This is a genomic window from Streptomyces sp. NPDC090021 (genome assembly GCF_044748225.1).
GTDB lineage: Bacteria > Actinomycetota > Actinomycetes > Streptomycetales > Streptomycetaceae > Streptomyces.
Genome location: NZ_JBIVFO010000035.1, coordinates 1 through 21,969, shown reverse-complemented (window position 1 = coordinate 21,969; position 21,969 = coordinate 1). Strand labels below are relative to the sequence as shown.

Annotated in this window: 23 protein-coding genes and 1 pseudogene; 6 read left to right on the top strand and 18 right to left on the bottom strand. The window is 70.1% G+C overall.

Annotation, left to right across the window (positions count from 1 at the left end; genetic code table 11):
* The first annotated feature begins 396 nt into the window (after positions 1–396).
* Positions 397–1,041 (top strand): LysR family transcriptional regulator, encoded by a 645-nt coding sequence (locus tag ACIPXC_RS25790; RefSeq protein WP_401622702.1) that lies wholly within the window; start codon positions 397–399, stop codon positions 1,039–1,041.
* A gap of 111 nt (positions 1,042–1,152) precedes the next feature.
* Here the strand turns inward: ACIPXC_RS25790 and ACIPXC_RS25785 are convergent, their stop codons facing one another.
* The 17 genes from ACIPXC_RS25785 to ACIPXC_RS25705 form a co-directional block, all read right to left on the bottom strand.
* Complete coding sequence (locus ACIPXC_RS25785; protein WP_401622699.1) at positions 1,153–1,458, bottom strand: hypothetical protein; 306 nt, start codon at positions 1,456–1,458, stop codon at positions 1,153–1,155.
* 333 nt (positions 1,459–1,791) lie between these two features.
* Positions 1,792–2,109, bottom strand: a complete 318-nt coding sequence (locus tag ACIPXC_RS25780) for a winged helix-turn-helix domain-containing protein (RefSeq protein ID WP_401622697.1) — start codon at positions 2,107–2,109, stop codon at positions 1,792–1,794.
* Positions 2,106–2,546: a hypothetical protein gene (locus ACIPXC_RS25775; RefSeq protein WP_401622694.1), complete on the bottom strand. Its 441-nt coding sequence runs from the start codon at positions 2,544–2,546 to the stop codon at positions 2,106–2,108. The genes ACIPXC_RS25780 and ACIPXC_RS25775 overlap by 4 nt, the downstream gene beginning before the upstream one ends.
* 77 nt (positions 2,547–2,623) lie before the next feature.
* Positions 2,624–3,385, bottom strand: a complete 762-nt coding sequence (locus ACIPXC_RS25770; protein WP_401622691.1) for an ABC transporter permease — start codon at positions 3,383–3,385, stop codon at positions 2,624–2,626.
* Positions 3,382–4,413 (bottom strand): ABC transporter ATP-binding protein, encoded by a 1,032-nt coding sequence (locus tag ACIPXC_RS25765; RefSeq protein ID WP_401622688.1) that lies wholly within the window; start codon positions 4,411–4,413, stop codon positions 3,382–3,384. Before ACIPXC_RS25765 ends, ACIPXC_RS25770 begins: the two co-directional genes overlap by 4 nt.
* 154 nt (positions 4,414–4,567) lie before the next feature.
* The gene (locus ACIPXC_RS25760; RefSeq protein ID WP_401622685.1) at positions 4,568–5,440 is read right to left on the bottom strand and encodes a thiopeptide-type bacteriocin biosynthesis protein; all 873 of its coding nucleotides are present in this window, start codon (positions 5,438–5,440) and stop codon (positions 4,568–4,570) included.
* Between the two features lie 2 nt (positions 5,441–5,442).
* Positions 5,443–7,878 (bottom strand): hypothetical protein, encoded by a 2,436-nt coding sequence (locus ACIPXC_RS25755; protein WP_401622682.1) that lies wholly within the window; start codon positions 7,876–7,878, stop codon positions 5,443–5,445.
* A gap of 65 nt (positions 7,879–7,943) precedes the next feature.
* Positions 7,944–9,071: a hypothetical protein gene (locus ACIPXC_RS25750; protein ID WP_401622679.1), complete on the bottom strand. Its 1,128-nt coding sequence runs from the start codon at positions 9,069–9,071 to the stop codon at positions 7,944–7,946.
* Between the two features lie 166 nt (positions 9,072–9,237).
* On the bottom strand, positions 9,238–9,420 hold the full coding sequence (locus tag ACIPXC_RS25745; protein ID WP_401622676.1) for a thiocillin family RiPP: 183 nt from the start codon (positions 9,418–9,420) through the stop codon (positions 9,238–9,240).
* 64 nt (positions 9,421–9,484) lie between these two features.
* Positions 9,485–9,667 carry a thiocillin family RiPP gene (locus ACIPXC_RS25740; protein WP_331461984.1) on the bottom strand — a complete coding sequence of 61 codons (183 nt, stop codon included), beginning with the start codon at positions 9,665–9,667 and terminating at the stop codon, positions 9,485–9,487.
* Positions 9,668–9,737: 70 nt separating this feature from the next.
* The gene (locus tag ACIPXC_RS25735; protein ID WP_257851217.1) at positions 9,738–9,923 is read right to left on the bottom strand and encodes a thiocillin family RiPP; all 186 of its coding nucleotides are present in this window, start codon (positions 9,921–9,923) and stop codon (positions 9,738–9,740) included.
* Between the two features lie 19 nt (positions 9,924–9,942).
* On the bottom strand, positions 9,943–10,116 hold the full coding sequence (locus ACIPXC_RS25730; protein WP_257851215.1) for a thiocillin family RiPP: 174 nt from the start codon (positions 10,114–10,116) through the stop codon (positions 9,943–9,945).
* Between the two features lie 33 nt (positions 10,117–10,149).
* Entirely contained in the window at positions 10,150–10,335 is a 186-nt protein-coding gene (locus ACIPXC_RS25725; RefSeq protein WP_257851214.1) for a thiocillin family RiPP, read from the bottom strand.
* A gap of 31 nt (positions 10,336–10,366) precedes the next feature.
* Positions 10,367–11,122, bottom strand: coding sequence for a nitroreductase family protein (locus ACIPXC_RS25720; protein ID WP_401622671.1), 756 nt, complete (start codon positions 11,120–11,122; stop codon positions 10,367–10,369).
* Entirely contained in the window at positions 11,119–12,786 is a 1,668-nt protein-coding gene (locus ACIPXC_RS25715) for a nitroreductase family protein (protein WP_401622668.1), read from the bottom strand. Before ACIPXC_RS25715 ends, ACIPXC_RS25720 begins: the two co-directional genes overlap by 4 nt.
* A complete protein-coding gene (locus ACIPXC_RS25710; RefSeq protein WP_401622665.1) occupies positions 12,783–13,397 on the bottom strand; it encodes a TOMM precursor leader peptide-binding protein in 615 nt (204 codons plus the stop codon). Before ACIPXC_RS25710 ends, ACIPXC_RS25715 begins: the two co-directional genes overlap by 4 nt.
* Before the next feature lie 8 nt (positions 13,398–13,405).
* Complete coding sequence (locus ACIPXC_RS25705) at positions 13,406–14,761, bottom strand: YcaO-like family protein (protein WP_401622661.1); 1,356 nt, start codon at positions 14,759–14,761, stop codon at positions 13,406–13,408.
* 243 nt (positions 14,762–15,004) lie between these two features.
* Between ACIPXC_RS25705 and ACIPXC_RS25700 the strand changes: the two genes are divergently transcribed.
* From ACIPXC_RS25700 to ACIPXC_RS25690, 3 genes and pseudogenes are all read left to right on the top strand, one after another.
* Positions 15,005–15,676: a SigE family RNA polymerase sigma factor gene (locus ACIPXC_RS25700; protein ID WP_401622658.1), complete on the top strand. Its 672-nt coding sequence runs from the start codon at positions 15,005–15,007 to the stop codon at positions 15,674–15,676.
* A gap of 674 nt (positions 15,677–16,350) precedes the next feature.
* Entirely contained in the window at positions 16,351–16,875 is a 525-nt protein-coding gene (locus ACIPXC_RS25695) for a YbhB/YbcL family Raf kinase inhibitor-like protein (RefSeq protein ID WP_401622655.1), read from the top strand.
* A gap of 138 nt (positions 16,876–17,013) precedes the next feature.
* Positions 17,014–17,906: pseudogene (locus ACIPXC_RS25690) on the top strand (AraC family transcriptional regulator N-terminal domain-containing protein).
* Positions 17,907–18,631: 725 nt separating this feature from the next.
* Here the strand turns inward: ACIPXC_RS25690 and ACIPXC_RS25685 are convergent.
* Positions 18,632–19,522 carry a RecB family exonuclease gene (locus ACIPXC_RS25685; RefSeq protein ID WP_401622652.1) on the bottom strand — a complete coding sequence of 297 codons (891 nt, stop codon included), beginning with the start codon at positions 19,520–19,522 and terminating at the stop codon, positions 18,632–18,634.
* 234 nt (positions 19,523–19,756) lie between these two features.
* Here ACIPXC_RS25685 and ACIPXC_RS25680 point away from each other — a divergent pair, with 234 nt between their 5' ends.
* Entirely contained in the window at positions 19,757–20,890 is a 1,134-nt protein-coding gene (locus ACIPXC_RS25680) for a site-2 protease family protein (RefSeq protein WP_401622874.1), read from the top strand.
* 42 nt (positions 20,891–20,932) lie between these two features.
* Entirely contained in the window at positions 20,933–21,829 is an 897-nt protein-coding gene (locus tag ACIPXC_RS25675) for a tRNA (adenine-N1)-methyltransferase (RefSeq protein ID WP_030833375.1), read from the top strand.
* Positions 21,830–21,969 lie beyond the last annotated feature (140 nt).

The following is a 21,969-nucleotide window of genomic DNA, read 5'->3' as shown; positions in this document are numbered from 1 at the left end:
CCGCCGGTGCCCGAGTTGTCGGTGAGCAGCTGTAGGTTCGCTTTTCGCGTGTCCCTTTCTTATTGACCGTGGCCTTTGTCCGGCCCAAAGGACAGCGCAGTGAGACGAACGCCCGTCTGACCGTTCACTCGTCGTAGTGCTGATGCCGGTCTCGATCTGGCGGCACTCGCCGACGAGTACGGCATCGCCCGGCGCACCCACAAGCCGAGCGGAAGCCTGGACAGGCAGTGGCTCTACGAGCAGTACGTCGTGCGGGGCCGCACTATGGCGGATCTCGGCCGGGAGACCGGCATGAGCACCACCACCGTGGCGGCTCGCGCTCGCGAGTACGGCATCCAGGCGCAGTACAACCGGTAGCCCCGGTGCCCGCAGCAGGGCTTCACCTCAGCACCAGAGGTGATCCGGCCCACCCTGGGAAACTCCTACGCGCTCCGTCGCCTTCGCGTCTTCATCCAGGTCGTCCGGTACCCCACCCTCGGCGAAGCGTGCCAGACCCACGGCATCCACCCGTCGACTCTCACCCAGCAGCTCAAACGCCTGGAGGCGGACCTCGGGGGCCCCTTGCTGATCCGCGCGGGACGAGGCCGCCGACTTGAACTCACCGACCTCGGCAGGCGAGTCGTCCAAGCTGTCGAGGACTGGGCCCACACCTTGGCGGAACAGCCCCGTGAGACCTGGACCCAAGCGGCAAAGCGACGTCCGCAACCGGGGCCGAAGCGGCGCAAGAACTGGGCACGCCCTGACGCGCCGGACGTGGACCGTTTCCCCGCGCTGCTGCAGCCAGCGGTGCGAACATTCGCCGGGCGCCGCCGGCTGCACAGGTTCCTCCACGTCGCGGACTACCCCTCCCTGGCGGCGTACTGCCGCGACGTAGGCCTGTCCCCCTCCGCGCTGACCGTGCAGATCCAGCATCTGGAGCGAGACCTCCAAGGCCAGGTCCTGATCCGCGGCCAGTACGGACACCGGATGCGCCTCACCGACCTCGGTGAGAACGTCCTGGCCATAGCCCGGCCGTACGTCGACCAGCTCAGCACGCGGTGAAGATCACCGGGCCCTGGGGCAACGTATAGAGCTCCGCGAGCCCCCGCCGTCGGCCGTGCCGTGCAGTGCCTGGACGACGAGAGGGCGGGGAGTCTCATGGGCGAGGAATCGCTACTTCTTGACGTAGAGGCCCTGGAAGGGAGTGAAGGGAAGTTCCTGGACGCAGAGGTAGGCGCTCCACTTGCCCTCCGTTACACCGCTCCTGCCCACGGACTGGCACTTTGTTGCCGTCCCGTAGAAGGAGTCCTCGCGGGTGTAGCCCTCGGGGGGCGTCCAGGCCGCAGGCGAGGAGATCACGGGCTGCTGCGCGGTGCGGGCGCCTTCCGAGGCTGGCGCCGCTAAGGCTTGCGGGGCACCCAGGGCGAGCGTGGCGGCGAGGACCGTGCCGTGCACGGCAAGCTTGATCGATCGGTTCATGTCTGATTCCTGTTCTCCGGTCGTGCTGCGGCAACGACCATGCATATTCGGACCATTACGGGAGGCGGCGGGTGTGAGCTGAGTAATCTGACGACGTCTCTGCTCGTCTTCCGGACTGTGTCAGGAGAGGCGGCGGCGCACGGTCTCTGCCGCAGCCCTTTGCCTCGCAGGAGGCGGTTGTCCCGATGAAGGACGTTTCACGGGTATGGGCCTCGGGGGCGTCGAGAGTGGGGATGGCGGCTAGAACCGTGCCGTGCACGGCGGGCTTGATCGATCGGTTCAAGCGTGGGAATCCTTTCCTGGCTGTGAGGATGTGATCGAGCCGTGACGTCGTCAGTCCGCGTCCCCCACCGGTGGGGTGCCGGAGGCGATCTCCTGGAGGGCTGTCACGTGGCGGGTGAGGGCGGTGCGGCCCTTGGGGGAGAGGGAGAGCCAGGTGCGGGCACGCTTGCCGACGAAGCCTTTACGGACCTTGACGTATCCGGCCTCTTCCAGGAGGGCGATCTGCTTGGAGAGGGCCGAGTCGGTGATCTCGATGGCGTCGCGGAGGGTTCTGAAGTCCGCTTCGTCGACCGACGCGAGTGCGGCCGCGATGGAGAACCGCACGGGCGCGTGGATCACGCTGTCGAGCCACTTGCGAGGGTGTGTCACCGCTGGCCCTCTGCGGACCGGCCGACCTTGCGCTCCAGGACGCCGATCACCAGGAACGGGACCCCGCAGAGAACGGCCCCAGGCAGCCACCAGGAGGGCTCCCCGGAGAAGCGGGCGGAGCCGATGGTGACCGTCAGGCTGTAGACGCCTGCTCCGGCCGCCGTGGTCACCGCGTAGAGCGCGCGGTAGTGGCGGGGCAGGACGGGGCGGGTCGCCGTGTAGATGCCGAGGGCCAGCAGCGGGAGCAGGAGTAGGACGGGGACGGCGTACGGCACCCTGGGCTGGACGAGCAGGCCGTACACCGCAGTGAGGACCATCATGACCACGCCCAGGAGCAGGATCAGGGCCGTACGGGGGCGGCGGCCGGCTTTCCGCATGCGCGAGGCGGCCGCGTCGGCGGAGGCGAGGGCCTCGCGCGCTTGGTCTTTGTCCATCATGGTGCCTTCCTGTACCGCTGCGGCCATGGGCGGCCGTCCCGTCTCTGTTTTCCCTGTCTCCGCTTGCCCGTCACGCGTTACGCCGTCTCGCCCTGGTCCCAGCGGAAAGTGCGTACCGCCAGCCATACCGCCACCGCCGTGGTGGCGAGCACCACCAGGATCGAAAGCCACACCGGGTGCTGGGGTGCGCCGTTCGGCATCTGGGTGAGCATGAGGTCCGCGAAGAAGGTACTCGGGAGCAGGCCCAGCGTGGTGCGGACGGCGTCCGGCATGAGCTCCATGGGGAAGGCGAGGCCGCTCAGGAAGAGGGCGGTGAGCTGGACCAGCGTGCCCACGTTGGTGGCGGCGTCCGGCGAGGCCAGGCGGCCGCCGATGAGGTAGCCGATGCCGCCGAACATGGCCAGGCCCAGGAAGGCGATGCCGAACAGTGCGGGCAGCCTGGCCGGGTCCAACTTGCCCAGGGCGACGGCCACCGCAAGCAGGGCGACCGTCTGGGCGGTCACCATGAGGACCCTCGGGAACATGTGGGTCAGGACGAGGCGGGCACGGCCCACGGGTGTGGTGCCCAGGAGACGCAGGGTGCCCTTGGTGCGCAGGGTGGCCAGCGGGCCGGCTGTGACGGTGAGTGCGGCGCTGGTGACGGCCAGGAAGATGGCCATCGGGATGACCAGCTGGAGGAAGTCAGGGGCGCCGGTCTCCTGGGGGACGACCGCTCCGATGCCGAGGAAGATGGCCAGCATTCCGAAGGGGAAGAAGAGCGCGAAGTAGAAATACCGGGGCTCGCGGAGGAGTTCGCGGGCATGGAGCATGGCCAGTTCCCGGGTGGCGGTGGTGATCACGCCGCGGCCCCTTCCGAGTCGGTGTCCGCATCCGCGGATTCGGCGGCGTTCTGGAACGGCACGCCCGTGAGGTGACGGAAAACCGCCTCCAGTCCCGCTTCCCTGAGCTGGATCCGGGTGGCCGCGAGGGGGCCGGTGAACTGCGTGAGCACGGCGTCGGAGTCGCGGGTGCGTGCGGTCACGCGGGTGCCGTCGGCGGCGTCGTGGGACTCCACGTGGGTAACGCCTTCCGTGGCGCGCAGGGCGGTCAGGTCGGTGCCGGCGGCGACGGTGAAGTGGACCTCGCGTTCGGGTGCGTAGTGGGAGATGAGCTCCTGGGGCGCTCCGCAGGCGGCTACCTTGCCCTGGTGGAGGATGGCCACCCGGTCGCAGAGAGTCTCGGCCTCCTCCATGGAGTGGGTCGAGAGCAGGACGGTGCCGCCGCTGTCGCGGTGGCCGCGGATGGCGGCCCAGAGTTCCTGGCGGGCGTTGGGGTCCAGACCGGTGGACGGCTCGTCAAGAATCAGGACGCGAGGGCGGGAGATCAGAGCCGTGCCGACGAGGAGGCGCTGGCGCTGACCGCCGGAGAGCTTGGCCACACGGACGTCGCGGGTGTCGGTGAGGCCGGTGCGCTCGATGATGGCGTCGGGGGTTTCGGGGTCGGGGTAGAAGGAGGCCCAGACCCGCAGGAGTTCGGCGACCGTCTGCTGCTCGAAGAGCGCGGCCTGCTGGGGCTGGATGGCGACCTGGCGGCGCACCTCGTCGCGCTCGGCCGCGGGATCGAGTCCCAGGATGCGCACGGCGCCGGAGGTGGGGCGGCGCAGACCGGCCAGCATCTCGATGCTCGTGGTCTTGCCGGCACCGTTGGGGCCGAGGAGGCCGAAGATCTCACCGTGGCCAACCGCCAGATCGATCCTGTCCGTCGCGGTCTTCGTGGTGCCGTGGGGACCGGGGTAGTGCTTGGTGACGGCGGTGAGCCGGATCGCCTCCTCCCGCGGTAAGTCGGCCTCGGGAACGGGTGCGGTGATGTCGGTGTCCAGTTCGGGCATATCCGAGCCAGCCTCTCGTGGGTGCTGCTGAGAACTCGCCGAGTCGCGCATGGTTCCTACCATGGCATCCACTTGCCGAGTCTGCAAGTAGGTGCTGATGCGGAACACGGTTGGCTTGTCCAGGAGTTGACGTAGCGTGCGCCACTCGGGCCGGCTAGCGACTACCCGCAGACGCCAGGACGCCCAGCAGGCTCTCCTCGGCGGGTACGAAGCCCCAGCGGTTCATGTCCATGTGCAGGTAGTGCAGAAGGAGGACGGGGCGCGGGACGGGGTTCCCGTCCCGCGCCGCGCCGTCGAGGGTACGAACGGCCGCGGCGACGTGGTTTCGCACGGCCTCCCGGTGCCGGTCCTCCAGGGGCGCCGCGTGCACGCCGGCTGCCGCGCGTGCGAGGAGGTGGCGACGCTGGTCCTGGTCCGGTGCGCACATGGCCAGCTGGCGGCCCCACTGGCGTCGGTGGGCCGCCCAGAAAGCGGACTGCGCCTCCTGATCGGGGAGCGCCGCACGCACGAGGGAGCTCATGTGTGCGACCGCCAGGGCCGCCCGGGCGAACAGCGGCTCCAGGGTGCCGATCTGCTGCTCGATGTAGAGGCGGCTGGATGCGGTGAACAGCACCTCCGCCCGCCGCACCCCGGCGGAGCCTCCGTACTTGGCCAGCTCCGGGGCGTACAGGGCGCAGCGGGTCTGTCTGACAAGGGGCAGGCCCTGGGGCACGGAGCCGGGCACGAGGCGCTCGGCGGGGGTTGGGCCGGACAGGTTGTGCAGTAGCTCGACGAGTTCGGGCAGCCGGTCATGGACGTGGTCCGCGCCGTCCGGGGGACAGGCCAGGCGGAGCCGCAGGTGGTGGCCGCTCATGTCCCAGTAGCGGGTGAAGAACCACGCGGAGGCGGTCTCCTGTGCGGCATGTGCGGCGAGCCAGGGGACCAGGACCCTGGTCGCCTCGTCCATGAGGTCCGGGTGACCGGGGTAGGCCCGTACGTACCACCAGTCCGTTCGGTGGGCGGAGTCTTGCGGGAGGGTGGTCGTCATCGTCACTGCTCCTCGTACTCCTTGGGCCAGGACAGCAGCGCCGCGTGCTCTGTGACCCGGGGGCGACCGAGACGGTCGCGCTGCGGTTGCCGTCCACGCGCGGGCAGGGCCTCCACCATTCGGACGTGGCGGGTCGACGGGCTCAGCCAGTGCCGCAGGACGCCGACGGAGAGGGGCGAGCCCAGCGAGACCCACATGGGTTTGCGGTCCTGGGTGAGGCCGAATCCCCCGCTGCCGAGCTGGTGGACGAAGACCTCTTCGGGCATGCCGTGCTCGCGCCGGAACTCATCCCAGCGGACGGCCAGCTCCAGGTCGTCCCGTCCTTCGGGCAGAGCGTCGGCGGGCACGATCCAGGACGCGCGGGCGGTGACGAGGCGTCCCTCGGGGCCGTCCGTGATCCGGGGCAGGGCCACGACCTCGTCGCCGCAGTGGGCGCGGAGCCGGTTGGCCTGCGTCAGCGTGTAGTCGGAGTGCGGGGAGCCGTTGACCCAGGGGTCGGCCAGCACCGCGAGCAGACGTACGTACGATTGGAGGAGGTGCTGCGGGATGAGCCCCAGGTAGGCGAGGCCCACAGGTTCGCCGTCGCGGTCGAAGAGTGACAGGGTGCGGGTGGCGGGATCGTGAACAAGCACGGTGTCGTCGAGCGTGAGAGCGCCGGGCGCGAGGGACTCGGGCGCGCAGACCTCACCGGGCAGCACGAGCGGCGGGAGGAGGCCGCCGCACTCGGCCTGCACGGTGTTGCAGTCTGTCCACACCACCAGCTCACGGCAGCGCACCCCGGCTCGGGAGTGTTGGACGTGGTCGGTGAGGCGGTCGCGGAAGCCGTCGCCCAGGAGCCGGGCGAAACGGGTGAACAGCGCGCCACTGCCGGCCCCGAACTGGTTGACCACCAGTTGGTGGCGGCCGGTCGCCGCGTCGTCCGCCCTGTCGGCCTCCAGTTGGAAGAAGACCCCGGCGTTCGGTGGTGCGCTCGTCGGCCCGACCGGCAGCCAGGCCCGGTCCCCGGGGTTCTCGCGGCTGGCTATGTCGGCGTACAGGGCACGTTCGAGCGGAGGATTGGCGTCGCGGTCCACGGTGAGCCGCATGAGGAAGCCGAGCGGATCGCGGCACACGCCGCCGGGCCCGTACTCAGCGACGAAGCCGTCCAGCAGGAAGTCGTACAAGTGCGAGCGGAAGATGTACGGACGCATGCGCTCGCCCAGCGTGGTGAGGTCGGCGCGTACGGCGGGCGCGGCCAGCGGGTCGGAGAGGGCAAGGTCGGTCTCCCGGTCCTCGTAGATGAGGCCACTGGGCTTCCTCTCGCCCGGGTCGCGGTGCTCGCTCCAGCCGCCGGTCAGGGTCTGCAGGTCGCCGGCGGCCGCGATCCGGTTCCGTACGGTCTTGCGGTGGGCATGGGCGCCCAGGTCGTGTGCGCGGACCAGGTCGGTCTCCGTGATCGGGGCGTCCTTGCCGGCCACGAGCGCAGCCAGGACAGGTAACGGGTCCTCGCCGCGCCGCCAGGGCGGCACCGGATGGATGAACCCCGCGTCCAGGAGGCGTCGGAACCGCGCGAAGGGCCGGGCCCCGCCGAGGTGAACAAGTAGCTCCTCGAGAGCGACAGCTTCCTGGACCTCGGCATCGACTGCCTTGAACCCCGCCAGCGCCCGCGCCCTGTGGTCTGCCTCGATCGCGCGGTCGTGGCGCCAGACGACGCCCTCGGTGGTGACGACCTCGCTGTGCAGCAGCAGGCCGTCCGGCTCGGTGGGGGTGCCCCGGCGGATCGGTGCTACCCGGTAGCGCAGCAGCCCTGCCGTCCGCTCGTCGCGGGCGAGGCGGCTCAAGGCCAGGTAGGCGGGGGTGGCTGAGACGCGGCTGCGGGCCCGGCCCTCACCGGTGGTCCCGGCCTCACCGACCGTGGTCAGACCGGAGAAAGGGCTGGTCTTGACGGCAGCGCGGATGACGTACGAGTACAGGGTCTTGAGCTTCCTGGCCGAGCGCTCCTTGCGGTCGGAGTGCCGGATCCAGTCGGGTGCCGCGAGCGCGACGGACTCGGCAAAGCCGGGCTCGTCGAGGGCCGCGTGGAGGTGGCGGACTGCTTCGGCCCGGTCCTCGGCCAGCCGTGCGCTGAGCTGGTCCAGCAGGTCGTGACGCTCCCGTGCCAGCCGTACCCAGTTGTCGAGACCTGCCACAGCCTCCGGGCCGGAGAGGCTCTGGCGGACGGCCTCCAGGACGGTGTCGTCCCACGGGAGCGGGTCGAGCCGGTTAACCGCCCGCTTGCCCGCGAGAACCTTGCGCCGCAGCGGCACGTCGTCCTCCAGCTGCGGGACCAGGGCGAAGAAGATGTCCGTGATGTCGGATGCCAGTTCACCCGACTCGGCGGTCGTACGGGCTAGTTCGTCCAGGAGTTTGCGTGTGGTGGACGCGACCAAGTCCAGGGCGTCCGCCGGAAGGCCCGCCACTCGGGTCAGAAGGAGAGGGGAGATCGAGACAGCGCGAGACATCGAGGATGCGATCGCCTTCTTCGTCACCGGCCCACCGCCGACAAGGCAAGATCCACCGAGAGCGGGATCGTGTGGAACATCGCGTACGCCAAGAAACAGCCGTATGCGACCGAGGCCAGCGCGTACGTCAAATGCCAGCGCCGGGCGCCGGTACCGAAGCGTGCGAGGTGCTCGGGCAGCGGCTGCCTCATGATGGTGTGGCGCAGCAGTGTGAACGCCCTGCCCCGCATGTTTGTCAGCCCGGCTGCCGCTTCCACGGCGGTGTAGCCGTCGCTGGGCATCAGCGGGTTGAGATTCACGATCAGCAGGAACATCTGCATACCCAACAGGAACGTTGCCGTGTGCTGGACGAGGCCGCTGGAGTTGAACGCCACGAGCCCCACCACGCCGCAGAACCAGCCGTCGCTCAGCACGCCCGCCATGGCCAGAAGCACCCGGCCGCCGCGCCCTCGGAGGCGGTAGGCGTCTGTGCGGTCCACGTACGCGACTGGCATGAAGTAGAAGAGCAACGCCACCCCGAGACCGCGGATGGGCACCTTGAGGTACTGGGCCACGAGCGCGTGGGCACTCTCGTGCGCGAGGACGATCAGCAGCATGACGCCCGTCGCGATGAGGAACGCCGGGCCCGCCAGGTCGCGTAGACCAGGGGTGCCGGTGAAGAGGGTGTGAAAGCCGAACGCATACCCGGTGACCGCACCCAGCGTGGCGAGCCCGACGATGAGGCGAGCGGGCAAGGCGCGCAGGACACGGGCCACCGGCTCCAGCACGGTGGGCAGCGAGCGAGTGAGCACGACGCGCGGCATCAGCATGGACGTGCGGAACCGCTTGCCGCCGGCACTGGGACTGGCACCAGTGCCCTGTGCGGCTTGCTCGGATCCCTCCAGCAGCCCACTGCGCTCCAGGCCCGCAAGGAAGGTGTCGAGCTGCCGCGAGAACGCATCGGCACGCGCCTGGTCCACACGGGCGTTCTCGGAGAAGTACGCCACGAGATCGTCACGGGTACGGGTGCCGTCCAGGTACCCGAGCAGCGCCTCGGCGGAGCGCGTGATGCGGTGGTAGTGCCCGGAGACCGGATCGAAGATCAGCGGAATGTCGTCCATTCCACGGATGACCTCCAGTCCCTCCCGGAGCTTGGGCGGTGAACTGATCACTGTTCCTCCTGTACGGGCAGCACCCGGGGTCAAGCGGGTGGTAGCCACCCGCTTGACCCCGGCCCTGCAGGGCAGGATGCTGCGGAATTGCGAGGACCTTCTGGTCCGGCGCCGGCAGGACGGTGCCGAAGGTGTCAGCCGGTACGGCACCGCCCGCCGTGCCCGGTCACCCGTAGGTCGAGGCCGTGGTGAAGCTCGACGCGGAGGAGGCCGGGCAGGACGCCGAGCTCGCGGATGTCGCGCTGGCGAAGGACCCGAGGGCGCTGCCCTCCGGCAGCTCCTCGACGGTGAGCTCCTCGTCCATCGCGTACAGGTCGAAGAGGTTCTCGGTCGTGAGGTCGTGGTTCATGGTTGTCACTCCTTTCGTGAGAGTGGTGACCGTGCTGTGGTGCGCTATGGCACCTGCGGCGCGATCAGCCGAAGGTGGAGGCCGAGCCCACGCTGGCGGCGGAGGTGGCCGGGCAGGACGCCGTCGACGCGGAGGAAGCGGAGAACCAGCTGCCGAGGGCGTTGCCCTCCGGCAGCTCCTCGACGGCGAGCTCACCGTCGAGGGCGTACAGGTCGAACATCTCCTCGGTGGCGATGATGTCGTTCACTGATCTACTCCTCTCTTGTTGTGGTGTTGCGATGCGCCAAGCGCTGCTGACGACTTGCCAGTGCTCCTCGTCAGCCCGTGCAGTTGGCGGTCATGATGCTGCCCGCGGTGCTGGCCGGGCAGCTCGCGGTTCCGGCGGTGGAGGCGGTGCTGAAGGTGCCCAGCGCCACTCCCTCGGGGACCTGCTCCACGAACAGCCCCTCGTCACCCGGATCCACCAGGTGCAGATCGAGCTCCGTCATGGTGATGTCGCTCATCGGATGCCTCCGGGGCGGCTCAGGTGTAGCTGGAGAAGGACGTGAACGAGGACGCCGACGTGGCCGGGCACGAGGCGCTGCCGACGGTTCCGGCCGTCGACACCGAGGCCAGCGCGTTTCCGTCCGCCAGGGTCTCCATCTCCAGGGAGTCCTCGAGCATGTCGTCGAGGACGTACAGTTCCAGGTCAGCCATGGGGAATCCCCCTTCTGCTGCAGTCGGGGGCTACTAGCCCGAGCATTGGGCGGTCATGATGCTGCCCGCGGTGCTGGCCGGGCAGCTCGCGGTTCCGGCGGTGGAGGCGGTGCTGAAGGTGCCCAGCGCCACTCCCTCGGGGACCTGCTCCACGAACAGCCCCTCGTCACCCGGATCCACCAGGTGCAGATCGAGCTCCGTCGAGCCGAAGTCGCTCATGCGATATACCTCCCTTCTGTTCTCTCGGCGGTCACCGGTGGCCGGTCGGCCCCGGGAGCGTGTGGGGCGGCGGCAGCTCGGCGGCGCCGCCCAGGGCGAGAGCGAACAGCTGATGGCGGGCCGCGCCGTCGCTGCGGAGCGGCTGCCGCACCGACGCGGGGATGAAGCCCGCGAAGACCGTGCCCACGAGGCCGACCGCGACGGCGTCCAGCCACATCGTGTACGCGGCGGCCGCGGCGCGGCCCATGAGCATGCGGTAGCCGTGCGCCCCTTGGACGCGGCTTACCCGGTCGAGGTCGGCAGCGATGGAGATGATGGCCGCCGCATCGCAGAACTCCCTCTGGAGCGTAAGGCCATGAAGCGCTTCCGGCGCGGGCAGCGGGGCCACCGGGGTGTATGCGCGGTCGCCGGAGTCCAGGCAGAACATGCCCGGTTCCAGGCCATCGAGGCGGAATGCGACGATGTCGGTCTGGAGCGGGCACCGCTCCTGCTCGTCCGGCCAGGTCGCCCGGTCCGCGTCGATGCCGCTCGCGATGACTTCGGCGAGGAGGGACGCTGAGACCGGACTGGGATCGAAGATCCTGGTCGAGGTGCGGCGCTCAAGGGTCGCGAGGAGGGAGGCCCTGGGGTCCCGCCCCTCCGCCTGCTCGAACCGGACGGGCGGTCCGAGCGGTACGGGACCAGGGCTCGCCGACTGCGGTCGGGTGGAGTCCCCGTCCACGGGGGCCGGTACCGGGGCACGCAGGGCAGTGATCAGCTCGGCTGCCAGGTCGTGCGGGCTGCTCACTTGCTGCCTCCCAGGTCGATGACCGCGGTGATCGGTTCGACGTCGGGATTGATCCCGAGCGCGGTGGCGACGGCCTCGTCGTCCCAGTGGGGGCGCGGCGCCAGGTTGATGCCGAGGGTGTGGGCCGCGGCCCGGGCGGTTGCCTGGGCGCAGCCGCTGTCCAGTAGGACGATGCGCAGTGCGAAGGCCGAGTACTTGCGGGCCACCTTGGGGAAGTCGCCGGTCAGTACGAGGGTCACCGGGGCGTCTCCCGTGACCTCGCCCGCGCTGGAGGACAGCCGGGCAAGGCGATGCTCAGTGGCCACGTAGCCGTACACACCGGGGGACAGCCCGAGGATGTCCCGTACCACCGCGTACGCCGTGACGGAACCGATGTTGCCGCCGCTTGCCGTCCACCGGGCCACCTTGTCCTTGTCGTCGGCCTTGACGCCGGCGGTGACGGACAGGATGAGGGAGACCGCTCCCGCGTCCAGGGCTGCCGGGCCGACCGGCCGGTCGGTGTCCAGGCGGTGGTGCGCGGGCAGGGGCAGCTCCACGGCCTGGGCGACCGGCCAGGTACGTGAGATACGTTGCAGGGCCAGGTTCGACGGCTTGTAGTGCATCTGGTGCGCCTTGAGGTCCGCGAACTCCTTGGGCGGCATCGCGACCGACGCCTCGAACCGGGTAGCCAGCGAGGCCCGCCCCAGAGGTGTGCCGGCCGGGGCTTCGGCGGCGGAGCAGCGGGGACAGCCTGGCCGGGTCGCGGAGGAGGCATCCTGGTGGCCCAGTGTCTCGAGGTCGACGACTCGCCAGCGCATGGGCAGTGGCGAGGGCGTCGTACGGGACACCATGGCGAACAGGTCGCGGGCGAAGAGAGCGGCCGCGAGCCGGTGGTCGCCGGGCGCAGCTGTCCTTTCGTCGGAGGCGTCCTCGGCGGAGAGGCACTCCAGGCAGGGCGTGATGCTGGGGTCGGCCAGCGGGCCGAGGGCGGCCTTGCGGCCGTGGACCCGCAGCCGGAGCAGCGGAAGGCCCTTCTCCCAGCAGTGGTCCGCGAGCGCGGCGCCGTCACGCTCATCCTCTGTCCGGTCCGCTGCTTCGGCTTCGGCCCACACCGCGAGGGTCGTCCCTTCCGAGGGCAGCCCACCTTCGCCACGGCGTACGGGCAGGGAGCCGCTGAGCTCCTCCTCCAACAGCACCGCCAGGCCAGGGTCACCGAAGATCTCGACGGACGCGTGGTGAAGTCGCGCGGCTGCCTGCTCCCATGAGGCGTTGGCCTCGGTGGCGCTGCCCACCCGGGACAGGAAATCGGCGAGCCGGTCGTCGACCTCCCCCGCCACCGGTGCGGTCTCCGTCCCTGCCTCGGGCGGGCCTTCCTCGATCACGCCGGAGGCCCACAGCAGTGACAGCGCCTTGAACACGATCTCCTCGGGGCGCCCGAGCCGCACCGCGAGGTCCCCATGGGTGTGGGCGCCGTCGAGCAGGTCGAGCAGGGCGGGCAACAGGTCGGCGGCGGACCTGCCCCGGAACAGCTGCTTCTTCGGCGTACCGGTCACCACCACCTGGTCCGGCTCGGCGCTGATGACCAGGCCGCGGCGGAGCCGGGGCCTGCGGGGAATCCGCAGCTGCGGATCGAACCGGGCGGCGGCGCCGATCGAATCGGCAGTGAGCATGGGCTGTTCAGTCACTGGGTCGGCCCTCCTTCGACCGAGGCGAGCGTGCGCCACAGCTCGTCGCTGGTGGCTCGCTCGCGGCAGCGCGTACAGCGGTCCACTGCGACCACCGACGATCTGCTCGTGGCTCCGCTGATCTGGTCAAACCTGCGTACGGTCCCGCCGAGCCCCTCACCCGCCGGAGCGCGGAACACCTCGTCCACGGCCTGGTGGGCGAATGCTGCGGCGATGCCCACGTGGTGGACTGGGTATCCGGAGGGGTGGCGGTCATCGGCGGACGCGGCAGCGCCGTGCCCAGGGCGCCGGTGCTGGTCGCGGCGACGCACGAAACAGTGGTAGCAAGCGGTCCGGCCGGGGATTACGACGGGGCCGCACTGGACCTCGGTCGCGGTGGAGTGGACGCCGAACCACGGCACGCGCCACGCAAACGCCGCACGGTCCAGGGCCTCGGCGATACGAGGCCGTTCCTGAGCGGTCGCCAGCACGATCAGGTCGGCATGTGGCCACAGGCTCGGGTGCGTTCCGCCGTCGATCTCCTGGAGTGCTACGGGATACACGCGCTCCAGGCGCCGCGCGATGTCCTTGCCATAGGCATCCGAAGCGAGGACGAGCAGTTCACGGTTCATGTCGCACCTCACGCGAAGGGCTGCGGATGGGGATTGATGCCGGCCTCGTCGTGCACTGGGTGGCCCATGGCGCGCGGAGTGTCGTAGAGCCGGGGGTGGGCGAGGTAGCGGGCCCGGTGGGCGAAGGACAACGGCATCAACTGGGGCACCATGACGCGGACGACGGTGGCGCCCACCTGCCGGGCCTCGTCCGTGGTGAGGTCCACGACCACCACCTCGCACCCGGCCGCCGCCATCCGCTCCAGCAGCCACGGAAGGGGCTCGGCCCCCCCGCCGGGGCGGGGCAGCGCGGACAACCGGCGTACGGGACGATCGCCCTCCAGTAGGAAGTCGAACTTGTGGCGCTGGTCCCGCGGCCCCGCCAGCAGCGCTCCGTCGATCACGCTCACGGTGTCCTCGGGCCGCCCTGGGCGGGTGCTGCGTCCGGCCATGGAGCGCAGCGCGATGCGGAGGGAAGCAGCCTCGCGGTAGAGCTTGGCGACTGCCCTGCCCGGGTCACTGTCGCAGGTGGCGACGACCAGTTGGGCGAGATCGCGGTCGTGATCGGCAAGTTGCACCCCGTACACGACGGGGATGCCGAGGTCGGTGGTGGCGTCGAAGAGCAGCGTGCGAATGTTCTCGGACGTGCCCCGCTCCACGAACGCCTGCTGCTCGGCCGACAACTCGCCGAGATCGACTTCCAGGCGCGGGAGCCGGAGCCGCTGCAGCCAGGTCAGGGCGATGGAATCACGTTCGACGACCTCCAAGAGGCCGTTGGCGACAGCGGCGAGCGGATCAGCATGGGTGGCACAACCGGTGGAGGCGGGGTGAACGTGGCGCTCCGCCGCAGACTCCGGGGAGCACTTGAGGTAGACCTGGACAGCGGGGACGTAGACTTTGCGGCCGCGGGTGAAGGACCAGCCCTCCACCCAGCGCAGAGGCACCGTGGGGTCGGCGGGGATCAGCCCGCAGTGGGGATCGGCGAGCTCGGCCGACGAGCAGGTGGGCCAGTCCCATGGCGGGATGGCGTCCTTGCCCAACTCTGCCGCGGTGGCCCAGAACATGCCCTGCGGATCCCATGCGATGGAGGAGTACCGCTCCAGCGACTCGGCCGCCGCGAGATGTGCGGCTGTCTCCCGGTCGAGTGCTCCTCCGGCGCCGTCGAAGTTGCCAGAAGTCGGGTCGTGAGCCCATGCCGGCTGGCTGGTAAGTACGGCCCCGGGGTTCCCCAGCGAGCCGGAGTAGACCTGGAAGTCAGGCTCCCCCTCGGTGACGGGCAGCCAGGTCAGCCGGGACACGAGTCCGTACGGCGACACCAGCTTCCCCATCGCGCGCAGTGACGCGGGCACGGATGCGCTGAGAGGCGTCGCTTGAAGCGTCCTCATGTCCGGCCTCCTTGGTCGAGTGTGATCGAGCGTGGTCGAAGAGCTGCAGGTACTGCCAGGAAGTACCGTGGCTGCCCGTTTTGCGGTCTTCTCGCGAGTCCCTTAGTTGCAGACGGGACTTTCCGTGTATCCCGACCCGTCGCGGCGATCCCTTGGGATCTCTGGGGGCCGTAATGGGTCGTGTGGAGCTGGCGTGGCGGTCGTTAACGTGTTTGACTCCCGTCGCGACAGCGCACGGAGGGGATGTGCGTCGCCGCGACCGGTTCCACCATCTACACGCGGTGGAGCGGCTGGCACGCTGTTCACGGGGACCAGGAAATTTCCGAACGGGGGATGAACGGCTTGAACGAGGTGTTAGAGGAGAGCTTCGCGCAGTACGTCAGGGGTGCTCGCCCAGCACTGCGACGTAACGCTTTCGTCCTGGTGGGAGACTGGTTCACAGCAGATGATCTTGTGCAGCAGACCCTGATAGTCCTCTACCAGCGCTGGGAGCGCCTGGAGCAGCACGATGCATTGTCCGGCTACGCCCGCACGGTCATGGTGCGGCTCTTCATCAGCGAGCGGCGGGCGCACCGCTGGACCCGCGAACTCCTTCACGACTCGCCGCCGGATTCCCAGCCGGCTCCGGAGGAAGCCGCCCGGGTCGGCGACCGCATCATGCTGCTCAAGGTGCTGGCCACCCTGACGCCGAAGCAACGCAGCCTGGTATATCTCCGCTACTGGGAAGATCTGAGCATCGAGGAAACGGCTGAGATCATGGACTGCTCACCGGCCACCGTCCGCAGCTCCGCCTCCCGGACATTGCGCATCCTGCGGCAGCGACTGGGCAGTCTCGGTTCCGCGCCGGACTCAACCCTCCTCGGCGCCGCAGCGGGTGAAGCGCCCGGGCTGCCATCAGCTGAGATTGGCCAGTAGCCTGGGTTTCGGGAGGAACTCGGAGCGGAAGAGCTGAGGGGGCCCCGCCAAAGGGCCGGGAGCCCTTTGGCGGGGGACCAGACGATTCTTCTCACATACTCTTGACGGACCAATTGCCCACGCCTCGCTCCTTCTCCCCCTACAGGATCAAGCCATGAATGAGACGCCGCCGGGCCCCTCCGCTGAGGGGGATCATGACACCCCCGAATCGTTCGGCCTTGTCCTGCGATCGCTCCTCGGCGAGACTCCGGCCCCGGAACCCCGCCTCAGCGACGACGAGTTGATAGCGGAGATCCGCAGGACGGACACTTCAGCCTGCAGTGCAACTCACGAGTGAAGCAGTATCCGAGCGTCTCGGCTGATACCAGTTCCATCACATCAGCGACCAAGTAGAGGCCGATGGCTCCGGCAGCGCGGTGTGGCCGATCCCGGTGGGGCAGCGCACCGCTTCTGTGAGGTCTGTGTGGTGAACGGTCGGGTGGCCCAGGGGCGAGATTCCCCTGGGCCACCCGACCGTTGGCTGGACAGACCCGCTGTCGGCCAAGAGCGAAGCAAAGGTCATCATCTGGGAACACCCGGCGGAGAACCCGCTCGGCGGCCCCACGGCGTAGACCACGAAATGGGCCAAGATCATGGGACAGAAACGCGGTGTCCCTCGAATGAGACGGCCGGGAATGGCCAGGCCACCAAAACGGAATGGGACATTCCGATTGCGAGCCTACAGCAGCACGGACCTGACCGACGGTGGGACCCTCCCGGAGGCCCAGGTGTACGCCAAGGGCAACTCCTCGCCGCAGATCGGCTGGTCGGCCGGGCCGGAGGGCACCGGCAGCTACGCAGTCACGTGCTACGACCCGGACGCACCGACCGGCAGCGGGTTCTGGCACTGGACCGTCTTCGACATCCCCGCACACGTCGTCGAGCTCCCGGCGGGAGCCGGAACCGGGGACTTCGAAGGATTTCCCCCCGGTGTCGTGCAGGTGCAGAACGACTACGGCAGCAGGGACTTCGGCGGGGCCGCGCCTCCGGAAGGGGACGGCCCGCACCGGTACGTGTTCACGGTGTACGCGGTCGACCGGGAGAAGCTGGGCCCGGACGCGGACGCGACGCCGGCCCTGGTGGGATTCCACCTGCGGTTCCACGCGATCGCCCGTGGCCGGCTGATAGCCCACTACGAGGAGAAGGGCGCCGGGGCGTAGTCGTACCCGGCAACCCGGCAACCCGGCCCCGTCCGCTCTCCGGGCCCGTCGCGCCGAGACTCGTCCGATCTCCGCGCGTCCTTGCACGATCCTGCCCCAGCGGGGGGATCCTGCCGGGTCCCGTGGTGAGATGGGGACATGTCCCTCGACGAGCTCCGCGACCTGCTGGGCCGCCATGCGCGGCCCGATCTGAGCACGGCCATCGACGGTGTCCGGATCTGCCGGGCCGAACCGGGCGCTGAGCCGGAGTACGCGATGTCCGGCGTGATGGTCGCGGTCATCGCCCAGGGGCCAAGCGGCTCGCGCTCGGAGACAGGGTGTACGAGTACGGCGTCGGCCAGTACCTGGCCGCCTCGGCCGACCTCCCCGTGGTCGGACGCGTCGCCCAGGGACCCGAACTCGGTTTCGGCATGACGCTGGAGCCCGCCGTCATCGCGGAGCTGATGCTGCAGGCGGGGCCGGGTGATCTTCCGCCTTCGACCCGGTCGGCCCGGCCCGGGATCACGGTCAGCGACGCACCGGCAGAGTTGATCGGCGCCGTCGTGCGGCTGCTGCGCCTGCTGGACCGGCCGCGCGACCGCCGGGTGCTGGTCCCCTTGGCCAAGCGGGAGATCCTGTGGCGGCTGATGACGGGAGAGCAGGGCGAAGCCGTCCGGCAGCTCGGCCTGGCGGACAGCGGCCTGACCCACATCACCCGGGCGGTGGGCTGGATCCGCGACAACTACGCCGAGGATTTCCGCGTCGAAGACCTGGCCCGGTCCTCGGGGATGAGCGTTTCCGCGTTCCACCGGAACTTTCAGTCGGTCACGGCGATGAGCCCGATCCAGTTCCAGAAGCAGATCCGTCTGCAGGCGGCACGGCTGCTGCTCGCCCGTCGCCCGAACGACGTGACCGGCGTCGCCTCCCGAGTGGGATACGGCAGCCCCTCGCAGTTCAGCCGCGAGTACAAACGGCAGTTCGGTGCGCCGCCGCGCGCAGACGCGGCACGCATGCGGGCCCACACCGCTCACGTTGCGCCTGCGACGGCCTGACCGCGGCGGCGCGCGGCGGGCTGCGGCGGCGGTCGGAGTGGTCGGGCCCCGGCCGCCGTGCGAGTGGATCAAGGTCGGGAACGGCGACGCCAGGCCCTTGATCACCGAAGGCCCCGGCGGAGGGCGTACGAGGATCTCGGGCGTAGCGCGGGGCATGTGCGCCTCACCGACGGTGGGCACCCTTGGGGACCGCTCGGCGTGGGCGACGCCGAACGGTACCCCGTGCCGGGGGGCAGAGACGATCAGCCCCGGGCACCTGGCGGGGCCCTGAGGGCTTCCGCCGCCGCTTCGCCCGCGAGGGAGCGCGGCGGGGCGGACACCGCCACGCACCGCCGCGGCGAAGCCGGGGGCGCGGACGAACACCGCCTCACTGCGCGCCGAGGCTGTGGCCTCACTGCACGCCGAGGCTAGACGTACGAGCTGTGCGACCGGCCTCAGGGCGCGTTGCAGTGTCTCCTCCTGCCGAACAGCTCGGTGACTCCGCCGCCAGGAAGGACATCATCCGGCTGTACCTCGCGGTGCGCGGCCGGAGCAACAACTCGGCAGAGCGCACGACCCACCTAGGGCCTGTATTGAGTTGCCCCGCGGCGTCGCGACGCCCGGCACGCACCCTCGGCGCACGAGCCGAATGTCCTAGTAGCTCCGCTACGAGGATATTCGTCCCGCACGCCGAGGGCACGCACCGAACGCCGCTCCTTGCTCCACGGGGCAACTCAATACAGGCCCTAGCCGACCTCCGGGCTCCCCGCCGGCCGCGGCACCACCGGCAGCGGATACACCGGGGGAGTACCGCCGAACTCCGGACACGACGCCTGGTGATCGCACCACCCGCACAGCTTCGTCGGCCGCGGCCGCCACTCACCCGTCAGCGTCGCCTCCCGGATCGCCTCCCACAGCGCGAGGAGCTTGCGCTCCACCCGCTCCAGGTCCGCCACCACCGGGTCGTACGTCAGCACGTCCCCACTGCCCAGGTACACCAGCTGCAGCCGCCGCGGCACGACCCGCTTCAGCCGCCACACCACCAGCGCGTAGAACTTCATCTGGAACAGCGCACCCTCGGCGTACTCCGCCCGCGGCGCCTTGCCCGTCTTGTAGTCGACGATCCGCACCTCACCCGTCGGCGCCACGTCCACCCGGTCGATGATCCCGCGCAGCCGCAGCCCCGACTCCAGCTCCGTCTCCACGAAGAACTCCCGCTCCACCGGCTCCAGCCGCGTCGGGTCCTCCAGCGTGAACCACCGCTCGACCAGCGCCTCGGCCTCCGTCAGCCAGCGCGCCAGCCCCGCCCCCTCGTCACCCTCCGGAAACAGCTCCGCCAGCTCCGGCCGCGACCGCAGCAACCTGTCCCACTGCCCCGGAACCAGCTCCTTCGCCCGCAGCGCCGTCCGCTCCTGCGCAGGATGGTCGAAGAGCCGCTCCAGCACCGCGTGCACCAGCGTCCCCCGCGTGGCCGCCGCACTCGGCTTCTCCGGCAGCTTGTCGATCACCCGGAACCGGTACAGCAGCGGGCACTGCATGAAATCGCTCGCCCGGGAAGGAGAGAGCGAAGAGGGCGCCACAGCGCCCGGGCTTGCGGCTTCGGCCGCACCGGGCACGGCACCGGGGCTCGTCGTCATGGACAAAACCCTACGACCCGCGACCGACAGCACGCGCATACCATCGACGCCGAGCCCCCTCGCACTGCATGATCGGAGCATCACCGGGCGCTCCGCACACCACGCCCCACCCCACGACGACACCCCCAGAACCACACGAGAACCCCCAGCACCGAACGAAGGACAGACGTGGCAGACACCGACCAGACCGGCGAGCGCGACAAACGGCGCTCAGGACCGGGCGGCGGACTCCTCATGGGCCGCCCCTTCGGCGTGCCCGTCTACGTCTCGCCCAGCTGGTTCCTCGTCGCCGCCCTCATCACCTGGGTCTTCGGGGACCAGCTCGACCGCGTCCTGCCCGACCTCGGACCCGTCCGCTACCTGGTCTCCCTCTTCTTCGCCGTCGCCTTCTACGCCTCGGTCCTCGTCCACGAACTCGCCCACACCGTCGCCGCCCTCCGCTTCAAACTCCCCGTCCGCCGCATCCAGCTCCAGTTCTTCGGCGGCGTCTCCGAAATCGAGAAGGAGTCCGAGACCCCCGGCCGCGAATTCGTCCTCGCCTTCGTCGGCCCCCTGCTCTCCCTCCTCCTCGCCGGCGGCTTCTACCTCGGCATGAAGGCCGTCGACCCCGCGACCGTCCCCGGCGTCCTCCTCGCCGGCCTCATGATCTCCAACCTGCTCGTCGCCGCCTTCAACCTGCTCCCCGGCCTCCCCCTCGACGGCGGCCGCATGCTCCGCGCCGTCATCTGGGGCATCACCGGCAAACCCATGGCCGGCACCGTCGCCGCCGCCTGGGTCGGCCGCGCCCTCGCCGTCACCGTCCTCCTCGGCCTGCCCCTGCTCACCCACACCGGACTCATCGGCAACCGCACCGAGGACATCGGCGGCATGGACACCGTCATGGACGCCCTCCTCGCTGCCATCCTGGCCGCCATCATCTGGACCGGAGCCGGCAACAGCCTCCGCATGGCCCGCCTGCGCGAACACCTCCCCGAACTGCGCGCCCGCAGCCTCACCCGCCGCGCCATCCCCGTCGAGAACGCCACCCCCCTCTCCGAAGCCCTCCGCCGCGCCAACGAAGCCGGAGCCCGCGCCCTCGTCGTCGTCGACGGCCACGGCGACCCCACCGCCATCGTCCGCGAGAGCGCCATCGCCTCCGTCCCCGAACACCGCCGCCCCTGGGTCGCCGTCAGCACCCTCGCCCAGGACCTCACCGACGGCATGAAGGTTTCCGCGGAACTCACCGGCGAAGAACTCCTCGACCACCTCCGCGCCACCCCCGCCACCGAATACCTCGTCCTCGAACCAGGCGGCGCCATCTACGGCGTCCTGTCCACCCTCGACGTCGAGAAGGCCTTCGTGAAAGCCATGGCACGGCCCCAGCCCTAGGCCATGGCACGGCCCCGGTCCTGAAGCCAATACACTGGTCACATGTCCGAACCGACCGGTGCCGCCCGCCGACGCGGGCCCTTCAAGGTCGGGGACCAGGTTCAGCTCACCGACCCCAAGGGCCGCCACTACACGTTCACGCTCGAAGCCGGGAAGAACTTCCACACCCACAAGGGTTCCTTCCCCCACGACGAGCTGATCGGTGCTCCCGAAGGCAGTGTTGTCCGTACCACGGGGAACGTCGCGTACCTCGCGCTGCGCCCCCTGCTCCCCGACTACGTCCTGTCCATGCCCCGCGGCGCCGCCGTGGTCTACCCCAAGGACGCGGGCCAGATCCTGGCCTTCGCCGACATCTTCCCCGGCGCCCGCGTCGTGGAAGCGGGCGTGGGCTCCGGCTCCCTGAGCAGCTTCCTGCTGCGCGCCATCGGCGACCAGGGCATGCTCCACAGCTACGAGCGCCGCGCGGACTTCGCCGAGATCGCCACCGCCAACGTGGAACGCTACTTCGGCGGCCCCCACCCGGCCTGGCAGCTCACCGTGGGCGACCTCCAGGACAACCTGTCCGACACCGACGTCGACCGCGTCATCCTGGACATGCTCGCCCCCTGGGAATGCCTCGAAGCCGTCTCCAAGGCCCTCGTCCCCGGCGGCATCCTCTGCTGCTACGTGGCCACCACCACCCAGCTGTCCAAGACCGTCGAGTCCATCCGCGAGATCGGCTGCTTCGCCGAGCCGCAGCCCTGGGAATCGATGATCCGCAACTGGCACGTCGAAGGCCTCGCCGTCCGGCCGGACCACCGCATGATCGGCCACACCGGCTTCCTCGTCACCGCCCGCCGCCTCGCGGACGGGGTCGAGCCCCCCATGCGCCGCCGCCGCCCCGCCAAGGGCGCCTACGGCGAGGACTACGAGGGCCCCGGCAGCGACCGCTCCGCGTAACCCCCGGCCGCCCCAACACGACGGCGCGGGGGGGGGGGGGGGCCCCCCCCCCGGGGGCCCCCCCCCCCCCCCCGATAATTGGTGCCGGGCGGCCCCCACAAGGAGAGAAAACAACAGGGAAACCCGCACACAAAAGCGGA